Genomic DNA, 22,227 nt, shown 5'->3' with positions numbered 1-22,227 from the left:
AGTTGCCGGAAGGCAAAGAGATGGTGATGCCGGGCGACAACGTATCGATCACGGTCAAGCTGATCAACCCGATCGCGATGGAAGAAGGTCTGCGTTTTGCCATCCGTGAAGGTGGCAAGACGGTGGGCGCGGGTGTGGTGGCCAAGATTATTGCTTGATTAGATGTAGGGGCGTAGCTCAATTGGCAGAGCGTCGGTCTCCAAAACCGAAGGTTGATGGTTCGATTCCTTCCGCCCCTGCCACCTGACTGTGTAGAGAAGGTGGATTCCAAGCCCGCTATGCGAATAGCGGGCTTCAGCGTCTCAAGACGGCTGATTTTGATTTGACATAAAGAAGCGCGAGATAGAGAAAAATGGCCACCCCACAAGTTCAAACTGTCAGTACCGGAGTCGATAAGGCCAAGCTTGCTGCCACGGCGGCGTTGGTTGTCGCGGCGCTGGCGGCCTTTTATTTGTTTGGCAAACAGGGGCAGCTGGTCCAGTGGGGTGCACTGCTGCTGGGGATTGCGGCGGCGGCCGTGGTGTTTTTCACCTCCGAGCCGGGCAAAGCGCTCTATGCATTTGGTCGTGATGCCTGGCGCGAGGTTAAAAAAGTTGTCTGGCCAGCGCGCAAGGAGGCGGTGCAGATGACGGCTTATGTGTTTGCTTTCGTGCTGGTGATGGCCTTGTTTCTCTGGCTTACCGATAAAACGCTTGAATGGCTGTTTTATGACCTGATTCTGGGGTGGAAAAAGTAATGAATGATGTTGTAGAAACCCCTTCGGTCGAACCGCTTGCGGCAGCCCAGGTGCTGGCGACTCCGCCGGTCAATCCTGATCTTCGTTGGTATGTGGTTCATGCTTATTCGGGCATGGAGAAAGCCGTCGAGCGCAACATCATCGAGCGTATCAACCGTGCTGGCATGCAGGATAAATTTGGTCGCATTCTGGTTCCCATGGAGGAAGTGGTTGAAATCAAGAATGGCCAGAAAAAAACCACCGAGCGCAAGTTCTTTCCGGGTTACGTGCTGGTCGAAATGGTGATGGACGATGACACTTGGCATCTGGTCAAGCACACCAACAAGGTCACCGGCTTCGTTGGTGGCGCCAAGACTCATCCGTCTCCCATTTCGGAGGCGGAGGTCAAGAAAATTGTCTCCCAGATGCAGGAAGGCACCGAGAAGCCGCGGCACAAAGTCGAATTTGTGGTGGGCGAGTTTGTGCGTGTCAAGGAAGGGCCTTTTACCGATTTCAATGGATCGGTGGAAGACGTCAACTATGAAAAGAGCAAGGTCCGTGTGGCGGTGACGATTTTCGGCCGCGCCACGCCGGTAGAGCTTGAGTTTTCCCAGATCGAGAAAACCTAAAACCTGAAACATTGTGGGACAGACCAAGAAATGCAAAGCTTTTTTGCTCTGTCCTCAACTGATTAAGTAATTCGCATTTCCCGACTCGGTGCGAATGTAAATAGTGAGTCGTTAACCCCGGGGAGCCAGGGCCGGCAGATTCGATAGCACGGTCCGGGCGTCATTACCCGCAAGGAGAAATACATGGCGAAAAAAATCGTCGGTTTTGTCAAACTGCAAGTTCCAGCAGGCAAGGCCAACCCATCACCCCCGATCGGCCCGGCATTGGGTCAGCGTGGCTTGAACATCATGGAGTTCTGCAAGGCGTTCAACGCCCAGACCCAGGGTATCGAGCCGGGTCTGCCGCTGCCGGTGGTTATCACCGCTTTCGCGGACAAGAGCTTTACTTTCATCATCAAATCGCCCCCGTCGTCGATTCTGATCAAGAAGGCCGCGAAGATCGACAAGGGTTCCGCCACACCGCACACCGTCAAGGTTGGCAAGGTCACGCGCGCTCAACTCGAAGAGATCGCCAAAACCAAAATGAAGGACCTGACTGCGGCCGACATGGACGCCGCGGTTCGTACCATCGCCGGCTCTGCCCGCTCGATGGGTGTGAATGTGGAGGGCGTGTAAATGACACAACTGACCAAGAAACAAAAGTCCTTCAAGGGCAAGGTTGATTCCAACAAGTTGTATCCCCTGGTGGATGCTTTGGGTATCGTGAAAGAGTGTGCCAATGCCAAATTCGATGAGTCGATCGATGTGGCGGTGCAGCTCGGTATCGATGCCAAGAAGTCAGACCAGGTTGTGCGCGGCGCTGTCGTGTTGCCCAACGGCACCGGCAAGACCAAGCGGGTGGCGGTGTTTGCCCAGGGCGCCAAGGCTGAAGAAGCCAGGGCAGCAGGCGCCGACATCGTTGGCATGGATGATCTGGCGGCCAGAATCAAGACCGGCGACATGCCGTTTGATGTGGTGATTGCGGCGCCCGATGCCATGCGTGTCGTCGGTACCTTGGGGCAAATACTGGGTCCCCGTGGTTTGATGCCGAATCCCAAGGTCGGTACCGTGACGCCTGATGTGGCAACGGCAGTAAGGAACGCCAAGGCCGGTCAAGTGCAGTTCCGCGTCGACAAGGCCGGTATTGTTCACTCCACGATTGGTCGCCGTTCGTTTGACAACGACAAATTGCAGGGCAATCTGGCAGCTTTGGTGGATGCCTTGACCAAGGCCAAACCGGCGACCAGCAAAGGTGTTTATTTGAAGAAGGTGGCGGTTTCGTCAACGATGGGTGTGGGTGTCCGTGTGGACATGCAAACCATCGCGGCGTAATGGCAGTAATTTAAGCGACTCGAAAGAGCTGCTTGATGTGGTGGGTCGTCCTGGTCGCAAGACCAAGACGAGTCATCCAAGACCGTTGGCGTGCCGGCCGTAGCGATACGGGTAGGTACTTAATCGATGGGCTGGGGCGCTCGCCCAAGCCTGGGGCCAACGCAGATGGCGATCCCGCTGCAGATGGAATTGGTTTTCCGAAACAGTTGATCGCTGCAATGTAGCGTGTTTGAAGGCGCAAGCTGACAGGCACATTTAAAAGGAGTAGACCTTGAGTCTTAATCGCAGTGAGAAAGAAGCGGTCATCAGTGATGTGACTGGCCTCGCCGCAAAAGCTCAAACGCTCGTGCTGGCGGAATACCGTGGCATCACGGTCGCTGACTTGACTAAATTGCGCTCCACCGCGCGCAGCAATGGCGTTAGCCTGAGTGTGTTGAAAAACACCTTGGCGCGTCGTGCTGTCGCGGGCAGCGGATTTGAAGTTGTGTCCGACCTGATGACCGGGCCGCTGATCTATGGCTTTTCTGAAGATGCAGTGGCTGCCGCGCGCGTGGTGGCCGACTTTGCGAAAACCAACGACAAGTTGGTGATTCGCGGGGGGGCATATGGCGGAAAAGTACTGGACGTAAACGGCGTTAAGCAGTTGGCAAGCATTCCTTCCAAGGAAGTGTTGCTGGCGCAATTGCTGGGCTTGATGCAATCCCCGATTTCGCGCATAGCACGTGTGCTGGCCGCGGTCGCGGAAAAAAATGGTGGCGCCGCGCAGGATGCGCCCGCTGAGGCAGTTGCGGCCTGATGGCCCGCTGCATGTAGTAATCAAAATAACTGTAGGAAATCAAAATGGCATTCGATAAAGACGCATTTTTGACCGCGCTGGACAGCATGACGGTCATGGAACTCAACGAACTGGTGAAAGCCATCGAAGAGAAATTTGGTGTCAGCGCTGCCGCCATGGCAGCGCCGGCGGCCGGCGGCGGCGCTGCGGCGGCGGTGGCGGAAGAGAAGACCGAGTTCAACGTTGTCCTGCTGGAAGCCGGCGCGGCCAAGGTGTCGGTCATCAAGGCCGTGCGCGAAATCACGGGCCTGGGCCTCAAGGAAGCCAAGGACCTGGTGGATGGCGCTCCGAAGAACGTCAAGGAAGGCATTTCCAAGGCTGACGCCGATGCCGCCTTGAAGAAGCTGGTGGAAGCCGGCGCCAAGGCCGAACTGAAGTAATCGACCTTTCAACAAGGGCTGGGTGCTCCAAAAGGGCCCCAGCCTTTGGCGCTTGTAAGAGAGCACCGAAAAACGCCTCTTTGGGGGTTTTGGGGTGAGCCAAACGCTCACCCAAAAGTCGAAAGGCGTTTTTCAGTGTCTTCTGACCCCGACTGCAGAAGATGCCTTGGTTCGGGTTGCACGCAATGTGCAGCCGTCCGCCAATGATTGGTAGTGGCCAATCACCAAGAAGTACCCAGGAATCCTTAGTCTTTGCCCGGAGATCTCATGGCTTACACATACACCGAACGCAAGCGCATTCGCAAAAATTTTGGCAGTCGCGACAGCGTGCTCGAAATTCCCTACCTGTTGCAGATGCAAAAAGACGCCTACACGGCGTTCTTGCAGGCCGACGTTGCCCCGAAAAAGAGGACCGCGGAAGGCTTGCAAGCGGCTTTTGAAGCGGCCTTCCCGATTGTTTCCCACAATGGTTTTGTCGAGATGAAGTATCTCGAATACAACCTGGCCAAACCGGCGTTTGATGTGCGTGAATGCCAGACCCGCGGTCTGACTTTTGCTTCTGCCGTGCGGGCCAAGGTGCAACTCTTCATCTACGACCGCGAGTCTTCGACCTCGCAAAACAAGGTGATCAAGGAAGTCAAGGAGCAGGAAGTCTACATGGGCGAAGTGCCCCTGATGACGGGCAAGGGCTCTTTCATCATCAACGGCACGGAGCGCGTGATCGTCTCCCAGTTGCACCGCTCGCCGGGGGTTTTCTTTGAACACGACAAGGGCAAGACGCATAGCTCGGGCAAACTGCTGTTTTCGGCCCGCATCATTCCCTACCGTGGCTCCTGGCTCGATTTCGAGTTCGATCCGAAAGACATCCTCTACTTCCGCGTCGATCGTCGGCGCAAGATGCCGGTCACGATCCTGCTCAAGGCCATCGGTCTGAACCATGAGTCGATCCTGGCGAACTTCTTCGTCAACGACAACTTCCGTCTGATGGACAGTGGTGCCCAGATGGAGTTTGTGGCCGAGCGTTTGCGCGGCGAAGTGGCTCGTTTCGATGTCACCGACAAGAGCGGCAAGGTGATCGTCGTGAAAGACAAGCGGGTCACCGCGCGTCACACCCGCGAACTCGATCAGTCCGGTACCACGCACATCAGCGTGCCCGAGGATTTCCTGATCGGCCGCGTGGTTGCGCGCAACATCGTCGATGCCGATACCGGCGAAATTCTGGCCAAGGCCAACGAGGAACTGTCGGAGGTTTTGCTGAAGAAACTGCGCGCTTCAGGGGTGCAGGATTTGCCGTGCATTTACACCAATGAACTGGACCAGGGGGCGTACATTTCGCAAACCCTGCGCAGCGACGAGACGACCGATGAGTTTGCCGCGCGGGTTGCCATTTACCGCATGATGCGCCCTGGTGAACCGCCGACCGAAGATGCGGTGCAGGCGCTGTTTCAGCGCTTGTTCTACAACCCCGACACCTACGATCTCTCGCGTGTCGGACGCATGAAATTCAACGCCAAGATGGGTCGTCCTGAATCGACCGGTCCGATGGTTCTGACCAATGAGGACATCCTCGCCGTGGTCAAGATTCTGGTCGACTTGCGCAATGGTCGGGGCGAAGTGGACGATATCGACCACCTCGGCAACCGGCGCGTTCGTTGTGTCGGCGAGTTGGCCGAAAACCAGTATCGCACCGGCTTGGCGCGGATTGAAAAGGCCGTCAAGGAGCGCCTTGGCCAAGCCGAGCAAGAGCCGCTCATGCCGCATGACTTGATCAACAGCAAGCCGATTTCGGCGGCGCTGAAAGAGTTTTTCGGGGCTTCGCAGTTGTCGCAGTTCATGGACCAGACCAATCCCTTGTCGGAAATTACCCACAAGCGCCGTGTCTCGGCGCTTGGCCCGGGTGGTCTGACGCGCGAGCGCGCCGGCTTCGAGGTGCGCGACGTGCACGTCACGCACTACGGTCGGGTGTGCCCGATTGAGACGCCTGAAGGTCCCAACATCGGCCTGATCAACTCGCTGGCGCTGTACGCCCGGCTCAACGAATACGGCTTCATTGAAACGCCTTATCGCCGTGTCGTGAACAGCAAGGTCACCATGGATATCGACTATTTGTCGGCCATCGAGGAAGGCAAGTATGTGATCGCGCAGGCCAACGCGGCGCTGGATAAGGAAGGTAAATTGACGGGCGAACTGATTTCTGCCCGTGAAGCCGGCGAGTCAATTCTGGTGGGTCCGGACCGTGTCCAGTACATGGATGTGTCCCCGGCCCAGATCGTGTCGGTGGCGGCCTCCCTGGTGCCCTTCCTGGAGCACGACGATGCCAACCGTGCCTTGATGGGCGCCAACATGCAGCGCCAGGCAGTGCCTATCCTGCGGCCGGAAAAAGCCTTCGTCGGGACCGGCATCGAACGCGTGTCGGCGGTTGACTCCGGTACTGTCGTGACCGCCACCCGCGGCGGTGTGGTCGACTATGTTGACGCAACCCGGGTTGTGATTCGTGTCCACGACGCCGAAGCGCAGGCCGGCGAGGTGGGTGTCGACATTTACAACCTGATCAAATACCAGCGTTCGAACCAGAACACCAATATTCACCAGCGGCCGATCGTCAAGAAGGGCGATCAACTGGCCAAGGGTGACGTGATTGCCGACGGCGCCTCGACCGACCTGGGGGAATTGGCCCTGGGTCAGAACATGCTGGTGGCGTTCATGCCCTGGAACGGCTACAACTTTGAGGATTCGATTCTGATCAGCGAGCGTGTGGTGGCGGACGACCGCTATACCTCGATTCACATCGAAGAGCTGGTGGTGATGGCGCGTGACACCAAACTGGGGTCCGAAGAAATCACCCGCGACATCCCGAATCTGAGCGAGCAACAACTCAATCGCCTGGACGAGTCAGGCATCATTTATGTGGGTGCCGAAGTTCAGCCCGGCGATACGCTGGTGGGCAAGGTCACCCCCAAGGGTGAGACCACGCTGACGCCGGAAGAAAAATTGCTGCGCGCCATCTTTGGCGAAAAAGCCAGTGATGTGAAGGACACATCACTGCGTGTTGATCAAGGCTCGCAAGGGACTGTGATCGATGTCCAGGTGTTCACCCGCGAGGGCATTGTGCGCGACCGCCGCGCGCAGCAGATCATCGATGACGAACTCAAGCGTTTCCGTCTTGATTTGAACGACCAGCTGCGCATTGTGGAAGCCGACGCATTTGACCGCATCGAGAAATTGTTGATCGGCAAGCCGGCCAACGGCGGCCCGCAAAAGCTCGCCAAAGGCAGCAAAATCGACAAGGCGTATCTGACTTCGGTGGACAAGTTCCACTGGTTTGACATTCGACCGGCCGATGAAGAGATTGCCTCGCAGTTGGAGAGCATCAAGAACTCCCTGGAGCAGACCCGTCACAGCTTCGATCTGGCCTTTGAAGAAAAGCGAAAGAAGTTGACCCAGGGCGACGAATTGCCAGCCGGCGTGTTGAAGATGGTCAAGGTGTACCTGGCCGTCAAGCGTCGTCTGCAACCGGGTGACAAGATGGCCGGCCGGCACGGCAACAAGGGCGTGGTTTCCAAGATCGTTCCGGTCGAAGACATGCCTTACATGGCGGATGGAACGCCTTGCGATATCGTTCTCAATCCCTTGGGCGTGCCCTCGCGGATGAACGTCGGACAGGTGCTGGAGGTGCATCTGGGCTGGGCCGCCAAAGGCATCGGCCAACGGATTGGCGACATGCTGCAGGCAGAGGCCAAACTGGCGGACTTGCGCAAATTCCTGGAGACGCTGTACAACAGTTCCGGCCGCAAGGAGGACATGTCGAAGTTGAGCGATGGCGAAATTTTGGAGATGGCGGGCAACCTGAGTGCCGGCGCCACCTTCGCCACGCCGGTTTTTGACGGCGCCTCGGAGGAAGAAATCCGCACCATGCTGAAGCTGGCTTACCCCGACGACATTGTCAAGGCCAAGGGGCTGACGGCGGCCCGCACGCAAGCCAATCTGTTTGACGGTCGAAGCGGCGACGCGTTCGAACGCCCCTCGACGGTCGGCTACATGCATGTGCTCAAGCTGCACCACCTGGTTGACGACAAAATGCACGCCCGCTCCACCGGCCCTTACAGCCTCGTGACGCAACAGCCGCTGGGCGGCAAGGCACAGTTCGGTGGCCAGCGTTTCGGTGAAATGGAGGTCTGGGCGCTGGAGGCCTACGGTGCTGCCTACACCTTGCAGGAAATGCTTACCGTCAAATCGGACGACGTACAAGGTCGGACCAAGGTCTACGAGAGCATTGTCAAGGGAGAACATTCGATCGACGCCGGCATGCCGGAGTCGTTCAACGTGCTGGTCAAGGAAATTCGCTCACTCGGTATTGATATCGAGCTGGAACGTGGCTAAGCCCGATATTTTGCGGGACGGATCAAGTCTGTCCTCAACCAAGAGTGGGACCTTGCGGGACAGACCGCTGCCACACCAAGTGAGCAAGCTCTGGCCCCAACCGATTAAGAAGGAAATAGCGTCATGAAATCATTACTCGACCTGTTCAAGCAATTCACGCCGGATGAGCATTTCAGTGCCATCAAGATTGGCATGGCTTCGCCCGAGAAGATCCGTTCCTGGTCTTTCGGCGAAGTCAAAAAACCGGAAACCATCAACTACCGTACCTTCAAGCCAGAGCGCGATGGCTTGTTTTGCGCCAAGATTTTTGGCCCCATCAAGGACTACGAATGCCTGTGCGGCAAGTACAAGAGACTCAAGCACCGCGGCGTGATTTGCGAGAAGTGCGGTGTCGAAGTGACCCAGACCAAGGTGCGCCGCGAGCGCATGGGCCACATCGACCTGGCGGCACCCTGTGCCCACATCTGGTTCCTGAAGTCGCTACCGTCACGCCTGGGCCTGGTGCTCGACATGACTTTGCGCGACATCGAACGTGTTTTGTACTTTGAAGCCTACGTGGTGACCGACCCCGGCATGACCCCGCTGAAGAAATTCAGCATCATGTCGGAAGACGACTTTGACGCCAAGTTCAAGGAATATGGCGACGAATTTCAGGCCAAGATGGGCGCCGAGGGCATCAAGGACTTGTTGCAAAGCATTGACATCGAGGGATCGATCGAGAAGCTGCGCAACGACCCGACCGGCTCCGAGCTGAAGATCAAGAAAAACACCAAGCGCCTGAAGTTGCTGGAAGCGTTCAAGAAGTCCGGCATCAAGCCCGAGTGGATGGTGCTGGAGGTGTTGCCGGTGCTGCCGCCGGACCTGCGTCCGCTGGTTCCCCTGGACGGTGGCCGTTTTGCTACCTCGGATCTGAACGATCTGTACCGCCGCGTCATCAACCGCAACAGCCGCTTGCGTCGTCTGCTGGAACTCAAGGCGCCGGAGATCATCGCCCGCAATGAAAAGCGCATGCTGCAAGAGGCGGTCGACTCGCTGCTGGACAACGGTCGTCGCGGCAAGGCCATGACCGGCGCCAACAAGCGCGCGCTCAAGTCGCTGGCCGACATGATCAAAGGCAAGAGCGGTCGTTTCCGGCAGAACTTGCTGGGCAAGCGGGTCGACTACTCGGGTCGCTCCGTGATCGTGGTCGGTCCCACGCTGAAACTTCATCAGTGTGGACTGCCGAAGTTGATGGCGCTGGAGTTGTTCAAGCCGTTCATCTTCGCGCGCCTGGAAGCCATGGGCATCGCCACCACCATCAAGGCGGCCAAGAAGGAAGTCGAATCCGGCACGCCGGTGGTGTGGGACCTGTTGGAAGAAGTGATCAAAGAGCATCCGGTGATGTTGAACCGTGCACCAACCCTGCACCGTTTGGGCATCCAGGCCTTTGAGCCGATCCTGATCGAAGGCAAGGCCATTCAACTGCATCCGCTGGTTTGCGCGGCGTTCAACGCCGACTTTGACGGCGACCAGATGGCGGTTCACGTGCCGCTTTCGGTGGAAGCCCAGTTGGAATGCCGGACACTGATGCTGGCCTCCAACAATGTGCTTTTCCCGTCCAATGGCGAGCCTTCCATCGTGCCGTCGCAAGACGTGGTGCTGGGTTTGTATTACACGACCCGGGATCGTATCAATGGCAAGGGCGAGGGCCTGATCTTTTCCGATATCGGTGAAGTGCAGCGTGCCTTCGATGCCGGCGAAGTGGAGTTGACCGCCCGCATCAATGTGCGGCTGACCGAATACACCAAGAATAAGCAGACCGGCGAGCTGGTGCCTTCGACCAAGTTGTGGGAAACCACGGCTGGCCGCGCCTTGCTGTCGGAAATTTTGCCCAAGGGGCTGCCGTTTTCGAACATCAACAAGGCGCTGAAGAAAAAAGAGATTTCAAAGCTGATCAACGTTTCGTTCCGCAAATGCGGTCTTAAAGAGACCGTGGTGTTTGCCGACAAGCTGTTGCAATATGGCTTCCGCCTGGCCACCAAGGCCGGCATCTCGATTTGCATCGACGACATGCTGGTGCCGTCTGAAAAGCAGGGCATCATCGAGCGCGCCGAGAAAGAGGTCAAGGAAATCGCGCAGCAGTACACCTCGGGTCTGGTGACCTCGGGCGAACGCTACAACAAGGTGGTCGACATCTGGGGCAAGGCGGGGGACGAAGTCTCCAAGGTCATGATGGCGCAGTTGTCCAAGGAATGGGTCACCGACCGCCACGGCAACAAGGTGCAGCAAGAGTCTTTCAATTCCATCTACATGATGGCCGACTCCGGGGCCCGCGGCTCGGCCGCCCAGATTCGCCAGGTGGCCGGCATGCGGGGCCTGATGGCCAAGCCGGACGGCTCGATCATCGAGACGCCCATCACCGCCAACTTCCGCGAAGGGCTGAACGTGCTGGAGTACTTCATCTCCACCCACGGCGCCCGAAAAGGTCTGGCCGATACGGCGTTGAAGACGGCCAACTCGGGCTATCTGACACGGCGTCTGGTCGATGTGACGCAGGATCTGGTCGTCACCGAGGTGGACTGCGGCACGCACGGTGGCTACCTGATGCGCGCCATCGTCGAAGGCGGCGAAGTGATCGAGTCCCTGCGCGACCGTATTTTGGGACGTACCGCCGCCGATGACGTGGTGCATCCGGAAAACCGCTCGGTGCTGGCGGTGGCCGGCACCATGCTGGATGAGGATTTGATCGAGGAGCTCGAAATCGCTGGCGTCGACGAGGTCAAGGTGCGTACTGCGCTGACTTGCGAAACCCGCTTTGGCATCTGCGCCAAATGCTACGGCCGTGATCTGGGCCGCGGTGGCTTGGTCAACGGTGGTGAAGCAGTGGGTGTGATTGCGGCCCAGTCGATTGGTGAACCCGGTACCCAGTTGACCATGCGTACCTTCCACATTGGTGGCGCCGCGTCGCGTGCGGCGATTGCCTCCAGCGTGGAAGCCAAGTCCAACGGCAGTATCGGCTTTAACGCTACCATGCGCTATGTGACGAATGGCAAGAATGAACTGGTGGTCATTTCCCGTTCCGGCGAAATCGTCATTCATGACGAACACGGTCGTGAGCGCGAACGTCACAAGGTGCCGTACGGCGCCGTGCTGGCGGTGAAGGCGGACCAGTCCATCAAGTCTGGCGCGATTCTGGCCAACTGGGATCCCTTGACGCGCCCGATCATTACCGAGTTTGCCGGCAAGGCCCATTTTGAGAATGTCGAAGAAGGTCTGACGGTGGCCAAGCAGGTCGACGAAGTGACCGGTCTGTCGACCATGGTGGTGATCGATCCGAAGCGCCGTGGCGCGGCCAAGGTGGTTCGTCCGCAGGTCAAGCTGATTGACGCCTCCGGCAATGAGGTCAAGATTCCGGGCACCGATCACTCGGTGACCATCGGGTTCCCGGTCGGGGCCCTGGTGCAGGTCCGTGACGGCCAGGACGTGGGTCCCGGCGAGGTGCTGGCGCGGATACCGATTGAAGGTCAGAAGACGCGCGACATTACCGGTGGTCTGCCGCGGGTTGCCGAACTCTTTGAAGCCCGTTCGCCGAAGGACAAGGGCGTGCTGGCCGAAATGACCGGTACCGTGTCGTTCGGGAAGGAGACCAAGGGCAAGATTCGTTTGCAGATTACCGATCCCGATGGTCTGGTCTGGGAAGAGCTGGTGCCCAAGGAGAAGAGCATCATCGTGCACGAAGGCCAGGTCGTCAACAAGGGCGAGAGCGTGGTCGATGGTCCGGCCGATCCGCAGGATATTTTGCGACTGCTCGGCTCGGAAGAGTTGGCCCGTTACATCGTCGACGAGGTGCAGGACGTTTACCGCTTGCAAGGTGTGAAGATCAACGACAAGCACATTGAAGTGATTGTTCGCCAGATGTTGCGCCGGGTGGTGGTTGAGAGCGCCGGCGACTCCAGCTATATCAACGGCGAGCAGGTGGAGCGCTCGGAGATGCTCAATACCAACGACGCCTTGCGCGCCGAGGGCAAGATGCCGGCAACGTTCACCAATTTGCTGCTGGGTATCACCAAGGCCTCCTTGTCGACCGACAGCTTCATCAGCGCGGCTTCTTTCCAGGAAACCACCCGTGTTCTGACCGAAGCCGCGATCATGGGCAAGCGCGACGAACTGCGGGGCTTGAAGGAAAACGTCATCGTTGGCCGGTTGATTCCCGCGGGTACCGGCTTGGCTTATCACGAGGCCCGAAAAGTCCGTGAGAACATGGACGACGCGGAGCGTCGCGCCATTGCCGAAGCCGAAGCCGCGGAACTGGCTGGTCAGGCTGACGTGACGCAAGCCAACGAAGGAGCGGTATCCGAGTAACACTCCGCTGCTGCTGAAACAGGTGGCGCCTCAAGCCTATTGCAGGATGGCTTGAGGCGCTTTCGTTTTTTTGATGACTCCCTTTGACAGGGTCTGGAAAGTGAAGGAAATGAGTGATTCCGTCCTACTCTGGTCTGTCGTCGCCGTGTTGTTGTTCTGGACCATGGGGGCCTACAACCGTCTGGTGCGCCTGCGATCGCGGGGCATTGTTGCTTATACCAGCCTGGAGGGGCTGTTCAAGCAGTACCTGTTGCTGGTGAAAACGCATTGCCCGGAGCAGCCGGCAGACCCTGCCTTGCAGGCTGCGGCGATTCAGGGTAACGAGGATTTTTATGCCGCCTGGACCGCACTTGCGGCGGCTGCCGATCAGTTCAACGCCTCGCTGCGAGTGGCCCATTCGCAGCCGCTCAACGGTCCGACCACAAGTGCGCTCAGGACGGCCCATGAGACCCTGTGTCTATCGTGGTCGCGTCTGCGCGGCCTGGCCTCCAATCCGGTTGGGTCGGCGCTGCCGGACGGTTGGCCAGCGCAATGGGATCAGATAGGCGTTCAGGCAGAAATGGCCAGGACCGATTTCAACAAGGCAGTCGCCAATTACAACCAGGCCATCGGCCAGTTCCCTACTTTCATACTGGCCCGTGGGTTTGGTTTTAGACCGGCACAGCCGATCTAGTACTCAGACACAGAGGTATCGGAACAAGATGAAAGTGATGGATTCGCGCCCAGGCCTAGGCGCAAACCGCAGACATAGCCGTAGCTATGGCGAGGATTGGCAACGACGGCATGAGTGCGAAGACGCGCTTTCATGTTTCGATATTTCTGTGTCTGAGTACTGGCTTGATGAACACGAATAAACAAAGTCCTCCCTTGTGGCAACAGTTGCAGGCGGTTGCCACGGTTTTGCGGGACATCCGCTGCGGTGTTTCCGGAACGGTGGCACTGGCCCACGTGACGCAGGATTTACGGCCCGGCGCGCAGGCACTGGTATTTCATGTGTTGCGCTCGCTAGGGCGTGCCGAGGCCTTGCGGCAGTTGCTCGCGAGACGCGCTCCACCGGCGTTGGCAGATGCCTTGCTTTGCTCCGTGTTGGCACTGACCTGGCACGATCAGGAGGCTCCGTACGAAGTCTTCACGCTGGTCAATCAGGCGGTGGAGGCGGCCAAGAGGAATCCTGCTACCCAGCCACAGGCCGGTTTCATCAATGCCTGCTTGCGCCGTTTCTTGCGCGAACGCGACACCTTGGTGGCCCAAACCGAGAAGAATCCGGTGGCGTTGTGGAATCATCCGAAATGGTGGATCGAACGACTGCAAAAAGACTGGCCAAACCACTGGCAGGCGATACTCGCGGCCAACAACCGGCAGGCACCGATGAGTTTGCGAATTAACGCCAGGCGATCCGACGTGCCGCATTATCTGCGGACGCTCCAAGCAGCGGGTCTGAACGCCGTTGCGGCCGGTGATTGGGGCGTTACCCTGGAACAAGCCAGACCGGTGTCGGAACTGCCCGGTTTTGCCGACGGTGTTGTGTCGGTGCAGGATGGCGCCGCGCAGCTTGCCGCCCCATTGCTGCTGGCGGGACTGACGTCGGTTCGCCAGCTTCGCGTGCTGGACGCTTGCGCCGCTCCAGGGGGCAAGACCGCACATTTGCTGGAGCTTGCGGATTGCCAGGTGACTGCGCTGGATCTCGACCCGGCACGTTGCCAGCGAATTCACCAAACGCTGCAGCGACTGGGTCTGCAAGCCCAGGTGCTGGCGGCCGACGCGGCTGACCCGGCGACTTGGTGGGATGGCCAGTTGTTTGATGCCATTTTGCTGGACGCGCCTTGTTCCGCCTCGGGCATCGTGCGACGTCACCCGGATGTTCGCTGGCTGCGCCGGGACTCCGATATTGCTCAGTTGGCCCAGATTCAGGCGCGACTGCTGAAGGCCATGTGGCCCCTGCTGCGGCCGGGTGGGCGCCTGCTGTACGCCACTTGTTCGGTCTTCAGGGCGGAGGGGGAGGATCAGATACAAACGTTTCTTGCGCACAACACCGAGGCGGTCTTGCGGCCTTCGTCCGGGCATTTAATGCCTTTTAATGGGGTAATTGGGGAAGCCGTCCCGGACAATCTGGCTTGTGACCATGATGGCTTTTATTACGCACTGCTTGAAAAACGCGCGGCTTGACCTGATCGGGCTGCTGGTCTGTGCCGGTCTGCTCTGGGCCGTTGGGGGGGTGGCACGGGCGGAAGTTCCGACGACGGAGATTTCAACCTTGCGCTTTGAGCGCGACGGCGAAGCCGTTCTTCTTACGGCCGCTGTCAAGTTCGAGCTGTCGGCTGCGGTCCAGGAGGCGCTGTTCAAAGGGGTTCCCATGGTTTTCCTGGCCGAAGTGGACCTGTTTCGCGAGCGCTGGTACTGGACCAACAAGAAGGTGGTGAGCGCGGAACGCCACATGCGGCTGGCCTATCAGCCACTGACCCGTCGCTGGCGATTGAATGTGGCCTCCGGTCTGATCACACAGGCCGGGCTGGCAGTGGCCCTGAATCAGAATTTTGATACTTTGCCGGACGCGTTGGCAGCCGTGCAACGCTTGTCGCGCTGGAAAATTGCCGATGTCTCGGACCTTGACCTTGAACAACGCCATCTGGTCGAGTTTCGTTTCCGCCTCGATGTGTCACAACTGCCGCGTCCGTTTCAGATTGGTACGCTGGGGCAGAGCGACTGGAATATCTCTGCCTCCTCCAGTCAACCCTTGGTGTTGGACGGGGTCAAGTGAACGGCGCCGCCGCAGCGACCGATGCAAAGGGCCGTTTTTCCCTGAGGAATTCCCGTACCCTGCGCTGGACCGTGGCGACCGGCTTGGCTGCCATGGTGGCGCTTGGACTGGTGTTGTTGTTCCTGCTGACGCAAGCCACCACCAACCGCGAGATGTACGAGCGCAATTACGCCCGACTGTTTGCGCTCAATGTCGTGGTGGCCGGCTTGTTGCTGGCGGTTATTGTCTGGATTGCCTACCGCCTGATAACGCGTTTGCGGCAAGGAAAATTTGGCAGCCGCCTGTTGGTCAAGCTGGCCGCGATTTTTGCTCTGGCAGGGTTTGCCCCGGGCGTCCTGATTTATGTCGTGTCCTACCAGTTTGTGTCGCGCTCGATCGAAAGCTGGTTTGATGTGAAGGTCGAAGGAGCGCTGGACGCGGGTCTGAATCTGGGACGCGTCACGCTGGAAACCCTGTCCACCGAATTGGCCGAGAAAGGGCGTGCCACGGCATCGCAGATGGCGGACACGCCCGATGTCAGTGCGGCGCTGCCGCTGGAACGCGCCCGTGAACAGTTGGGGGCCACTGATTTAACACTCTGGAGTGCTTCGGGTCAACTGATTGCCGCGGCTGGCAAGGCACGTTATCAGCTCAATCCCGAGCGGCCCAGCCAGCAGCAGTTTCGCAACGCGCGAGTCCAGCGGTCGATCACCTGGATTGAGGGGCTGGATGATGCGGTGCCGGGTGTCGCGGGCAATGCCCGTGTCAAGGCGCTGGTTCTGGTGTCCAGCAGCAGCCTGGGTTTGCTGGTCGAGCCGCGCTTTCTCATGTTGACGCAGACCTTGCCGCCGACACTGGTGGCCAATGCGCTGGCCGTCACCGAGGCCAATCGTGAATACCAGGAGCGGGCGCTGGCCCGTCAGGGGCTGCACCGAATGTACATCGGAACCTTGACGCTGTGCCTGTTTCTGGCCGTTTTTGGCGCCGTCTTGTTGGCTGTATTGCTGGGTAACCAAATTGCGCGTCCACTCCTGTTGCTGGCCGACGGCGTGCGGCAGGTGGCGGCAGGTGACCTGACACCGAAAGCGTCGCTGCAAGGGACGGACGAGCTTGACGGTTTGACGCGTTCCTTTGCCGACATGACGCAGCAGCTGGCAGACGCCCGACAGGCAGTCCAGGTCAGCATGGAACAAGTGAATGCGGCGCGCGCCAACTTGCAGACGATTCTGGACAACCTCACGGCCGGGGTCATGGTGCTGGATGCGCAAGGGGTCATTCAGTCGTCCAATCCCGGCGCCACGCGTATTCTGCATGTTCCGATGGCTACCTTTGAGGGGCGGCGCCTGGCCGACATTGAGGGACTGCAGAAGTTTGGCGAAGAGGTGCAGGTCCGCTTCGATTCGTTTCTGGGGGCTCGCGAGGAGCATGGCCTGGATCATTGGCAGCACTCCTTTGAACTTGGAAATGCGAGCGCCAAACTGGTCGGCCGACAGGCCGACGATGCGCTTATTCTGGTGGCCCGAGGAGCCGAACTGCCAGGTGCTTCCAGACTCCTGGTATTTGACGATATCTCTGAAATTGTGTCGGCACAACGCTCCCAGGCGTGGGGTGAAGTCGCCAGACGGCTGGCGCACGAGATCAAGAATCCCCTGACCCCGATCCAGTTGTCGGCTGAACGACTGGCCATGAAGCTGTCGGGCAAGGTGGCTCCTGCCGAGCAGGCCCTGCTCACCAAATCAGTGAAAACGATTGTCGATCAAGTCGATGCCATGAAGCGTCTGGTGAACGAGTTCCGGGACTATGCACGGCTGCCGGCGGCCGAACTCAAGCCGATTGATTTGAACTTGTTGGTGTCTGAAGTGTTGCAGTTGTATGCCAGTGAAACATCGCAGGTTCCGGTACAGATGGAGCTTGATCCGCGTTGCCCCAGAGTGATGGGCGATCCCCAGCAGTTGCGCCAGGTGCTGCATAACCTGCTTCAGAATGCGCAGGATGCAACCGAAACCGCGGGCCATGGCAGCCAGGCACACAGCGTGACGGTCAAAACCCAGTGGCTGGAGACCAGCGGGCGCGTTCGATTGAGTGTGCTTGATTGCGGCTCTGGTTTTCCGGAACACATCCTCAAGCGTGCGTTTGAACCCTATGTCACCACCAAAGCCAAAGGGACCGGGCTGGGACTGGCCGTCGTCAAAAAAATTGCCGACGAACATGGCACCCGTGTGGATATTGCCAACCGTATCGTCGACGGTAAGGTGGCCGGTGCCCAAGTATCGTTATCATTCACCACTGAGACGGTCGTGCTGGGCTAGCCGGGCGACTCAGGTATACCCAAGGAACGTGCTAAATCATGGCAAACATACTGGTGGTTGACGACGAGCTCGGCATCCGCGACCTGTTGTGGGAAATATTGAATGACGAGGGACACAACGTCGAAGTGGCTGAAAACGCCGCGCAAGCCCGCGCCGCCCGCTTGCGAGATCGGCCCGATCTGGTGCTGCTCGACATCTGGATGCCCGATACCGATGGCGTGACGCTTCTCAAGGAATGGTCTGCCACCGGTGCGCTCACCATGCCGGTCATCATGATGAGCGGACATGCGACCATTGACACGGCGGTGGAGGCAACCCGGATAGGCGCGCTGGCCTTTCTGGAAAAACCGATCACCCTGCAAAAACTTCTCAAAGCCGTTGAACAGGGCCTGGCACGGGGCGCTATCCGCAAGTCCTTGACGCCTCTCGCGGCGGCACCGGCGGCGCTGCTGGCGGATGTGGCCGCCTTGGCCGGAAAAACCGTGACGGCGGCGGAGACCGGGCCGCTGCCCCAGCAGAGCTTTATGCTCGACAAGCCATTGCGCGAGACCCGCGACGAGTTCGAGAAGGCGTACTTTGAATACCACCTTGCCAAGGAAAATGGTTCCATGACAAGGGTCGCCGAAAAGACCGGACTTGAGAGAACGCACCTCTATCGGAAGTTGAAGCAATTGGGGGTCGACCTGACCCGCGGCAAGCGCAACGGGGTGTGACTTGCGGGCCTGGATGTCCGCCACATGCTGCTATAATTCGCGGCTCTGGCCCGGTAGCTCAGTCGGTAGAGCAGAGGACTGAAAATCCTTGTGTCGGTGGTTCGATTCCGCCCCAGGCCACCATCTTGAAACCCGCGTAAACCTAATGTTTACGCGGGTTTTCTCATTCCAGTGCCCTGACGCTTTTTAGCACCCTGTGCCCAATTCGATTGGCACGCAGGGCGGCTTGTCGTGAATGACAGATGTCAGGAGTAGCTGCGTGCGTCCTCGATCACCTTGCCGTCGTTGGGCAGGCTGCCGGGGAGCAGGAACTCAACGTCACCCCTGAGTTTGGTGACATCCCGGATCGCTTCGCCAATCTTCGCCGCCAGTGCGTCTGGTCCACCGCAGGCGGTCTCCACCATCAGCGTCATGGCGTCATTGGCCATCTCGCCAGTGACGACCAGCCGGGCGCGCGCCACTTCCGGAAAGCGCCTGACGATATCGGCGATTTGCCCCGGGTGCACAAACATGCCTCGAATCTTGGTGGTCTGGTCGGCCCGCCCCATCCAGCCCTTGATACGGGTATTGGTGCGCCCGCTGGGACAGGACCCCGCCAGTACCGCAGACAAATCACCCGTGCCAAAACGGATCAGGGGGTAGTCGGGGTTGAGCGTCGTCACCACAACTTCTCCGACCTCGCCCGGCGCCACCGGATCGCCGGTGCCGGGTCGCACGATCTCGACAATCACGTCCTCATCCAGGACCAGTCCTTCGCGCGCGCTGGTCTCATAGGCGATCAAACCCAGATCGGCCGTGGCGTAGCACTGATAACCGGCAATACCCCGTTCGGCAAACCAGTCGCGCAAAGAGGGCGGAAACGCCTCGCCGCCAAACATGGCTTTTTTTACACTGGGCAAGGCCACGCCCATTTCGGCCGCCTTGGTCAGGATAATTTTCAGGAAACTGGGCGTGCCGATGTAGCCGGCCGGCCGCAGCTGGGCCATGGTCTGAACCTGTTGCTCGGTTTGGCCGGTGCCGCCGGCGAATACAGTGCAGCCCAGAGCGTGGGCGCCGCTTTCCATCATCGAGCCAGCGGGTACAAAGTGGTAACTGAAGCAGTTGTGAATCAACTCGCCCGGACGGAAGCCGGCGGCGAAGATGGCGCGCGCCATGCGCCAATAGTCCTTGGCCTTGCCTTCCGGTTCGTAAATGGGGCCGGGGCTGGAAAAAATGCGGGGCATGTGCGCGCCAAAATCCAATGCGCAAAAGCCTCCAAACGGATCACCGCCGACGCGAGCCCGCTCGGCTTGCTGGCGTTCCAACAGTTCATGCTTGCGGATCACAGGCAAACCGGCCAACGCTTGCCGGCTGCTTACTTGCGCCGGATTGACATCTTTCAGAATTTGACCGAGTGCAGCGGATGAATTCTTGGCATGGGCTACCTGGCTCGGCAATGCCGCCAGCAGGGCGGCTTCACGCGCAAAGTGATCGCGCGTTTCCAAGGCATCGTAATGTTCAGACATGTTGCTTTCCTATGAGGCACCGACCACTGCCGGACCAGTGCGTGGAGTGAAAATTTCTTACGCCAACCACCGCTTGCGCCGCTTGTAGCTCTTGACATCCTTGAAGCTCTTGCGCTCGCCGCCACCCACACCCAGGTAAAACTCCTTGACGTCTTCGTTGTTGGCCAGCTCGCTGGCCTCGCCGTCCATGACCACGCGGCCCGATTCCATGATGTAGCCGTAGTCGGCGTATTTAAGTGCCATGTTGGTGTTCTGCTCAGCCAGCAGGAAGGTCACCTTTTCCTTCACGTTGAGGTCTTTCACAATCTCAAACACCTCCTGCACAATCTGGGGCGCCAGGCCCATGGAGGGCTCATCGAGCAATACCATGCTGGGGTTGGCCATCAGGGCGCGGCCAATGGCGCACATTTGCTGTTCCCCGCCAGAGGTGTAGGCGGCCTGACTGCCGCGGCGCGTCTTGAGGCGCGGGAAATAGTTGTAAACCTTTTCCAGATTTGCCACCACCTCAGATTTGTTCTGGCGCGTATAGCTGCCGGTGAGCAGGTTTTCCTCGATCGTCAAGTGCGCAAAACAGTGGCGTCCTTCCATCACCTGCACGACGCCGCGCCGCACCAACTCGGACGGGGAAAGATTTTCAATACGTTCGCCGCGCAGTTCGATGGAACCTTTGGTGACTTCACCCCGCTCACCCCGCAGCAGGTTCGAAACAGCGCGCAAAGTAGTGGTTTTGCCGGCTCCGTTGCCACCGAGAATGGCCACAATCCTGCCCTCTGGCACATTCAGCGAGACGCCCTTGAGAACCAGGATCACATGGTTGTAGATGACCTCGATGCCATTGACGTTGAGAACGATGTTTTTGGGTTCCATAAATTCTTACCTTTACCAATCGGCAGCACTGCGCGCAAGGCTGCCGATTGGACTGTCATCGCCGCCGCTCAGCTTGTCATTGCGGACCTGATCCGCAATCCGATCCCGGGACAAGCCCGGGATGACAAGCCAAGCAGAGGATGACAGATCAAATCAAGACTGGCAGTCGGCCGGAGTGCGCGGCGCCAACTTGTGGTCGGCGGCGTATTTGCTGGCGGTGGACTTGACCAGCGGCTTGAGGACTTGCTCGTCGGCCTGCAGCCAGTCGGAGCTGAAGTTCCATTTCTTGCCATCCCAGGTGTGAATGCGAGCCCAGTTGGAACCCATGTGATCCGCGCACGAGGTGCTGACCGGGCGCATCACACCGGCAAAACCCAGGGCGTCGAGCTTCTTCTGATCGAGCGCCAGATTTTCGTAGCCCCAGCGCGCTTGCTCACCCGTGACCCATTTGCCTTTGCCAAAGCGTTCCTGGGCGCGACGCACCCCCTCGACCCCCAGCATGGCGCTTACCACTCCACGCATGTACAGCACCTGGCCAACTTCTTCGCGGGGACCGGTGCCTTGACCCTTGTCGTGCAAGGTGGCCAGGATTTCCTTCACCACTTTCGAGTTGGGCTCGGCGCCATGCTGAAACGCTGCCGCGTTGTAACCCTTGGCGCCTTCGCCAACGTCCTTCACATCCGGTTCCGCACCGGACCACCAGACGCCGTACATTTTTTCCCGTGGGTAGCCGGTCGCTTGTGCTTCCTTCAGGGAGGTGGAATTCATGACACCCCAACCCCACAACAACACATAGTCAGGCTTGGCCTGGCGCACTTGCAGCCAGGTGGATTTTTGATCGACCCCAGGCGCCGTCACTGGCAGCAGTTGCAGGTTAAAACCATGCATGGCGGCCCGCTCCTGTAGCAGAGGAATAGGCTCTTTGCCGTAGGGTGAATCGTGGTAAACCAAAGTGATCTTCTTGCCTTTGAGCTTGTCGAAGCCGCCTTCTTTCTTGGCGATCGCTTGAATCAGGACGTCGGCCGCCAGCCAGTAGGTGCCGACCAAGGGGAAGTTCCATTTGAATACGGTGCCGTCCTGGCTCTCGCTGCGGCCATAGCCGGCGGTGATCAATGGAATCTTGTCGCCGGGGGCTTTTTCGGTGAGGGCGAAGGTAATGCCGGTTGACAGCGGTTGAAACACGGTGGCACCGCCATGCTTGCCCTTCAGACGCTCATAGCACTCCACGCCGCGCGCCGTGTCGTAAGCAGTCTCGCATTCTTCAAAAATGATCTTCACACCGTTGATGCCGCCGCGCGCGTTGGTCAGCTTCAGGTAGTCGGCGTAGCCATTGGCCCAAGGCACGCCGTTCGGGGCATAGGCACCCGTGCGATACGGCAGACCCGGGAAAAACTGCTCTTTGGCCTGAGCAAACGCCACCGAACCAACCGAGGCGATGAGAGCGGCCACTGCAATATGCTTAATTTTCATGCTTGTCTCCTAAGTGTGTGGCACCGGGGTGCCGG

General features: G+C 58.8%; 16 protein-coding genes, 2 tRNA genes and 1 pseudogene. 16 read left to right on the top strand and 3 right to left on the bottom strand.

All coding sequences use genetic code 11. From position 1 onward, the window contains the following. From tuf to PHS32_RS06615, 16 genes and pseudogenes are all read left to right on the top strand, one after another. Nucleotides 1-158, top strand: a pseudogene (gene tuf, locus PHS32_RS06690) (elongation factor Tu); the annotation flags it as partial. 8 nt (nt 159-166) lie between these two features. Further along, nucleotides 167-242: transfer RNA gene (locus PHS32_RS06685), tRNA-Trp, on the top strand. A 110-nt stretch (nt 243-352) separates the two neighbouring features. Beyond that, a complete protein-coding gene (secE, locus tag PHS32_RS06680) occupies nt 353-736 on the top strand; it encodes a preprotein translocase subunit SecE (protein WP_301078139.1) in 384 nt (127 codons plus the stop codon). Continuing rightward, nucleotides 736-1,344, top strand: a complete 609-nt coding sequence (gene nusG, locus PHS32_RS06675) for a transcription termination/antitermination protein NusG (protein WP_301078138.1) — start codon at nt 736-738, stop codon at nt 1,342-1,344. The genes secE and nusG overlap by 1 nt, the downstream gene beginning before the upstream one ends. A 183-nt stretch (nt 1,345-1,527) precedes the next feature. Further along, nucleotides 1,528-1,959, top strand: coding sequence for a 50S ribosomal protein L11 (gene rplK / locus PHS32_RS06670; protein WP_301078137.1), 432 nt, complete (start codon nt 1,528-1,530; stop codon nt 1,957-1,959). Further along, the gene (gene rplA, locus PHS32_RS06665) at nt 1,960-2,655 is read left to right on the top strand and encodes a 50S ribosomal protein L1 (RefSeq protein ID WP_301078136.1); all 696 of its coding nucleotides are present in this window, start codon (nt 1,960-1,962) and stop codon (nt 2,653-2,655) included. Between the two features lie 271 nt (nt 2,656-2,926). Beyond that, on the top strand, nt 2,927-3,451 hold the full coding sequence (gene rplJ / locus PHS32_RS06660) for a 50S ribosomal protein L10 (RefSeq protein ID WP_301078135.1): 525 nt from the start codon (nt 2,927-2,929) through the stop codon (nt 3,449-3,451). 44 nt (nt 3,452-3,495) lie between these two features. Further along, nucleotides 3,496-3,870 carry a 50S ribosomal protein L7/L12 gene (rplL, locus tag PHS32_RS06655; RefSeq protein WP_301078134.1) on the top strand — a complete coding sequence of 125 codons (375 nt, stop codon included), beginning with the start codon at nt 3,496-3,498 and terminating at the stop codon, nt 3,868-3,870. Between the two features lie 267 nt (nt 3,871-4,137). Continuing rightward, nucleotides 4,138-8,250 (top strand): DNA-directed RNA polymerase subunit beta, encoded by a 4,113-nt coding sequence (gene rpoB, locus PHS32_RS06650; protein ID WP_301078132.1) that lies wholly within the window; start codon nt 4,138-4,140, stop codon nt 8,248-8,250. Nucleotides 8,251-8,373: 123 nt separating this feature from the next. Next, entirely contained in the window at nt 8,374-12,591 is a 4,218-nt protein-coding gene (gene rpoC, locus PHS32_RS06645; protein ID WP_301078130.1) for a DNA-directed RNA polymerase subunit beta', read from the top strand. 109 nt (nt 12,592-12,700) lie between these two features. Continuing rightward, entirely contained in the window at nt 12,701-13,264 is a 564-nt protein-coding gene (locus PHS32_RS06640) for a LemA family protein (RefSeq protein WP_301078129.1), read from the top strand. Nucleotides 13,265-13,431: 167 nt separating this feature from the next. Further along, a complete protein-coding gene (rsmB, locus tag PHS32_RS06635) occupies nt 13,432-14,757 on the top strand; it encodes a 16S rRNA (cytosine(967)-C(5))-methyltransferase RsmB (RefSeq protein WP_301078127.1) in 1,326 nt (441 codons plus the stop codon). Then, nucleotides 14,714-15,349, top strand: a complete 636-nt coding sequence (locus PHS32_RS06630) for a DUF4390 domain-containing protein (protein WP_301078126.1) — start codon at nt 14,714-14,716, stop codon at nt 15,347-15,349. The genes rsmB and PHS32_RS06630 overlap by 44 nt, the downstream gene beginning before the upstream one ends. Continuing rightward, on the top strand, nt 15,346-17,637 hold the full coding sequence (locus PHS32_RS06625; protein WP_301078124.1) for an ATP-binding protein: 2,292 nt from the start codon (nt 15,346-15,348) through the stop codon (nt 17,635-17,637). Before PHS32_RS06630 ends, PHS32_RS06625 begins: the two co-directional genes overlap by 4 nt. Nucleotides 17,638-17,675: 38 nt before the next feature. Beyond that, nucleotides 17,676-18,350 carry a response regulator gene (locus PHS32_RS06620; protein ID WP_301078123.1) on the top strand — a complete coding sequence of 225 codons (675 nt, stop codon included), beginning with the start codon at nt 17,676-17,678 and terminating at the stop codon, nt 18,348-18,350. 47 nt (nt 18,351-18,397) lie between these two features. Then, nucleotides 18,398-18,473 (top strand) — tRNA-Phe (locus PHS32_RS06615). A 122-nt stretch (nt 18,474-18,595) separates the two neighbouring features. On the opposite strand, the gene PHS32_RS06610 is transcribed toward PHS32_RS06615, so the two are convergent. From PHS32_RS06610 to PHS32_RS06600, 3 genes are all read right to left on the bottom strand, one after another. Next, nucleotides 18,596-19,855: an AMP-binding protein gene (locus PHS32_RS06610; RefSeq protein ID WP_301078122.1), complete on the bottom strand. Its 1,260-nt coding sequence runs from the start codon at nt 19,853-19,855 to the stop codon at nt 18,596-18,598. 57 nt (nt 19,856-19,912) lie between these two features. Beyond that, on the bottom strand, nt 19,913-20,722 hold the full coding sequence (locus PHS32_RS06605) for an ABC transporter ATP-binding protein (protein WP_301078120.1): 810 nt from the start codon (nt 20,720-20,722) through the stop codon (nt 19,913-19,915). Nucleotides 20,723-20,875: 153 nt separating this feature from the next. Continuing rightward, nucleotides 20,876-22,192, bottom strand: a complete 1,317-nt coding sequence (locus PHS32_RS06600; RefSeq protein WP_301078119.1) for an ABC transporter substrate-binding protein — start codon at nt 22,190-22,192, stop codon at nt 20,876-20,878. Nucleotides 22,193-22,227 lie beyond the last annotated feature (35 nt).

It is taken from the genome of Rhodoferax sp., assembly GCF_028714215.1.
Taxonomy (GTDB): Bacteria; Pseudomonadota; Gammaproteobacteria; order Burkholderiales; family Burkholderiaceae_C; genus Rhodoferax.
This window is presented reverse-complemented; position numbering and strand designations above follow the sequence as displayed.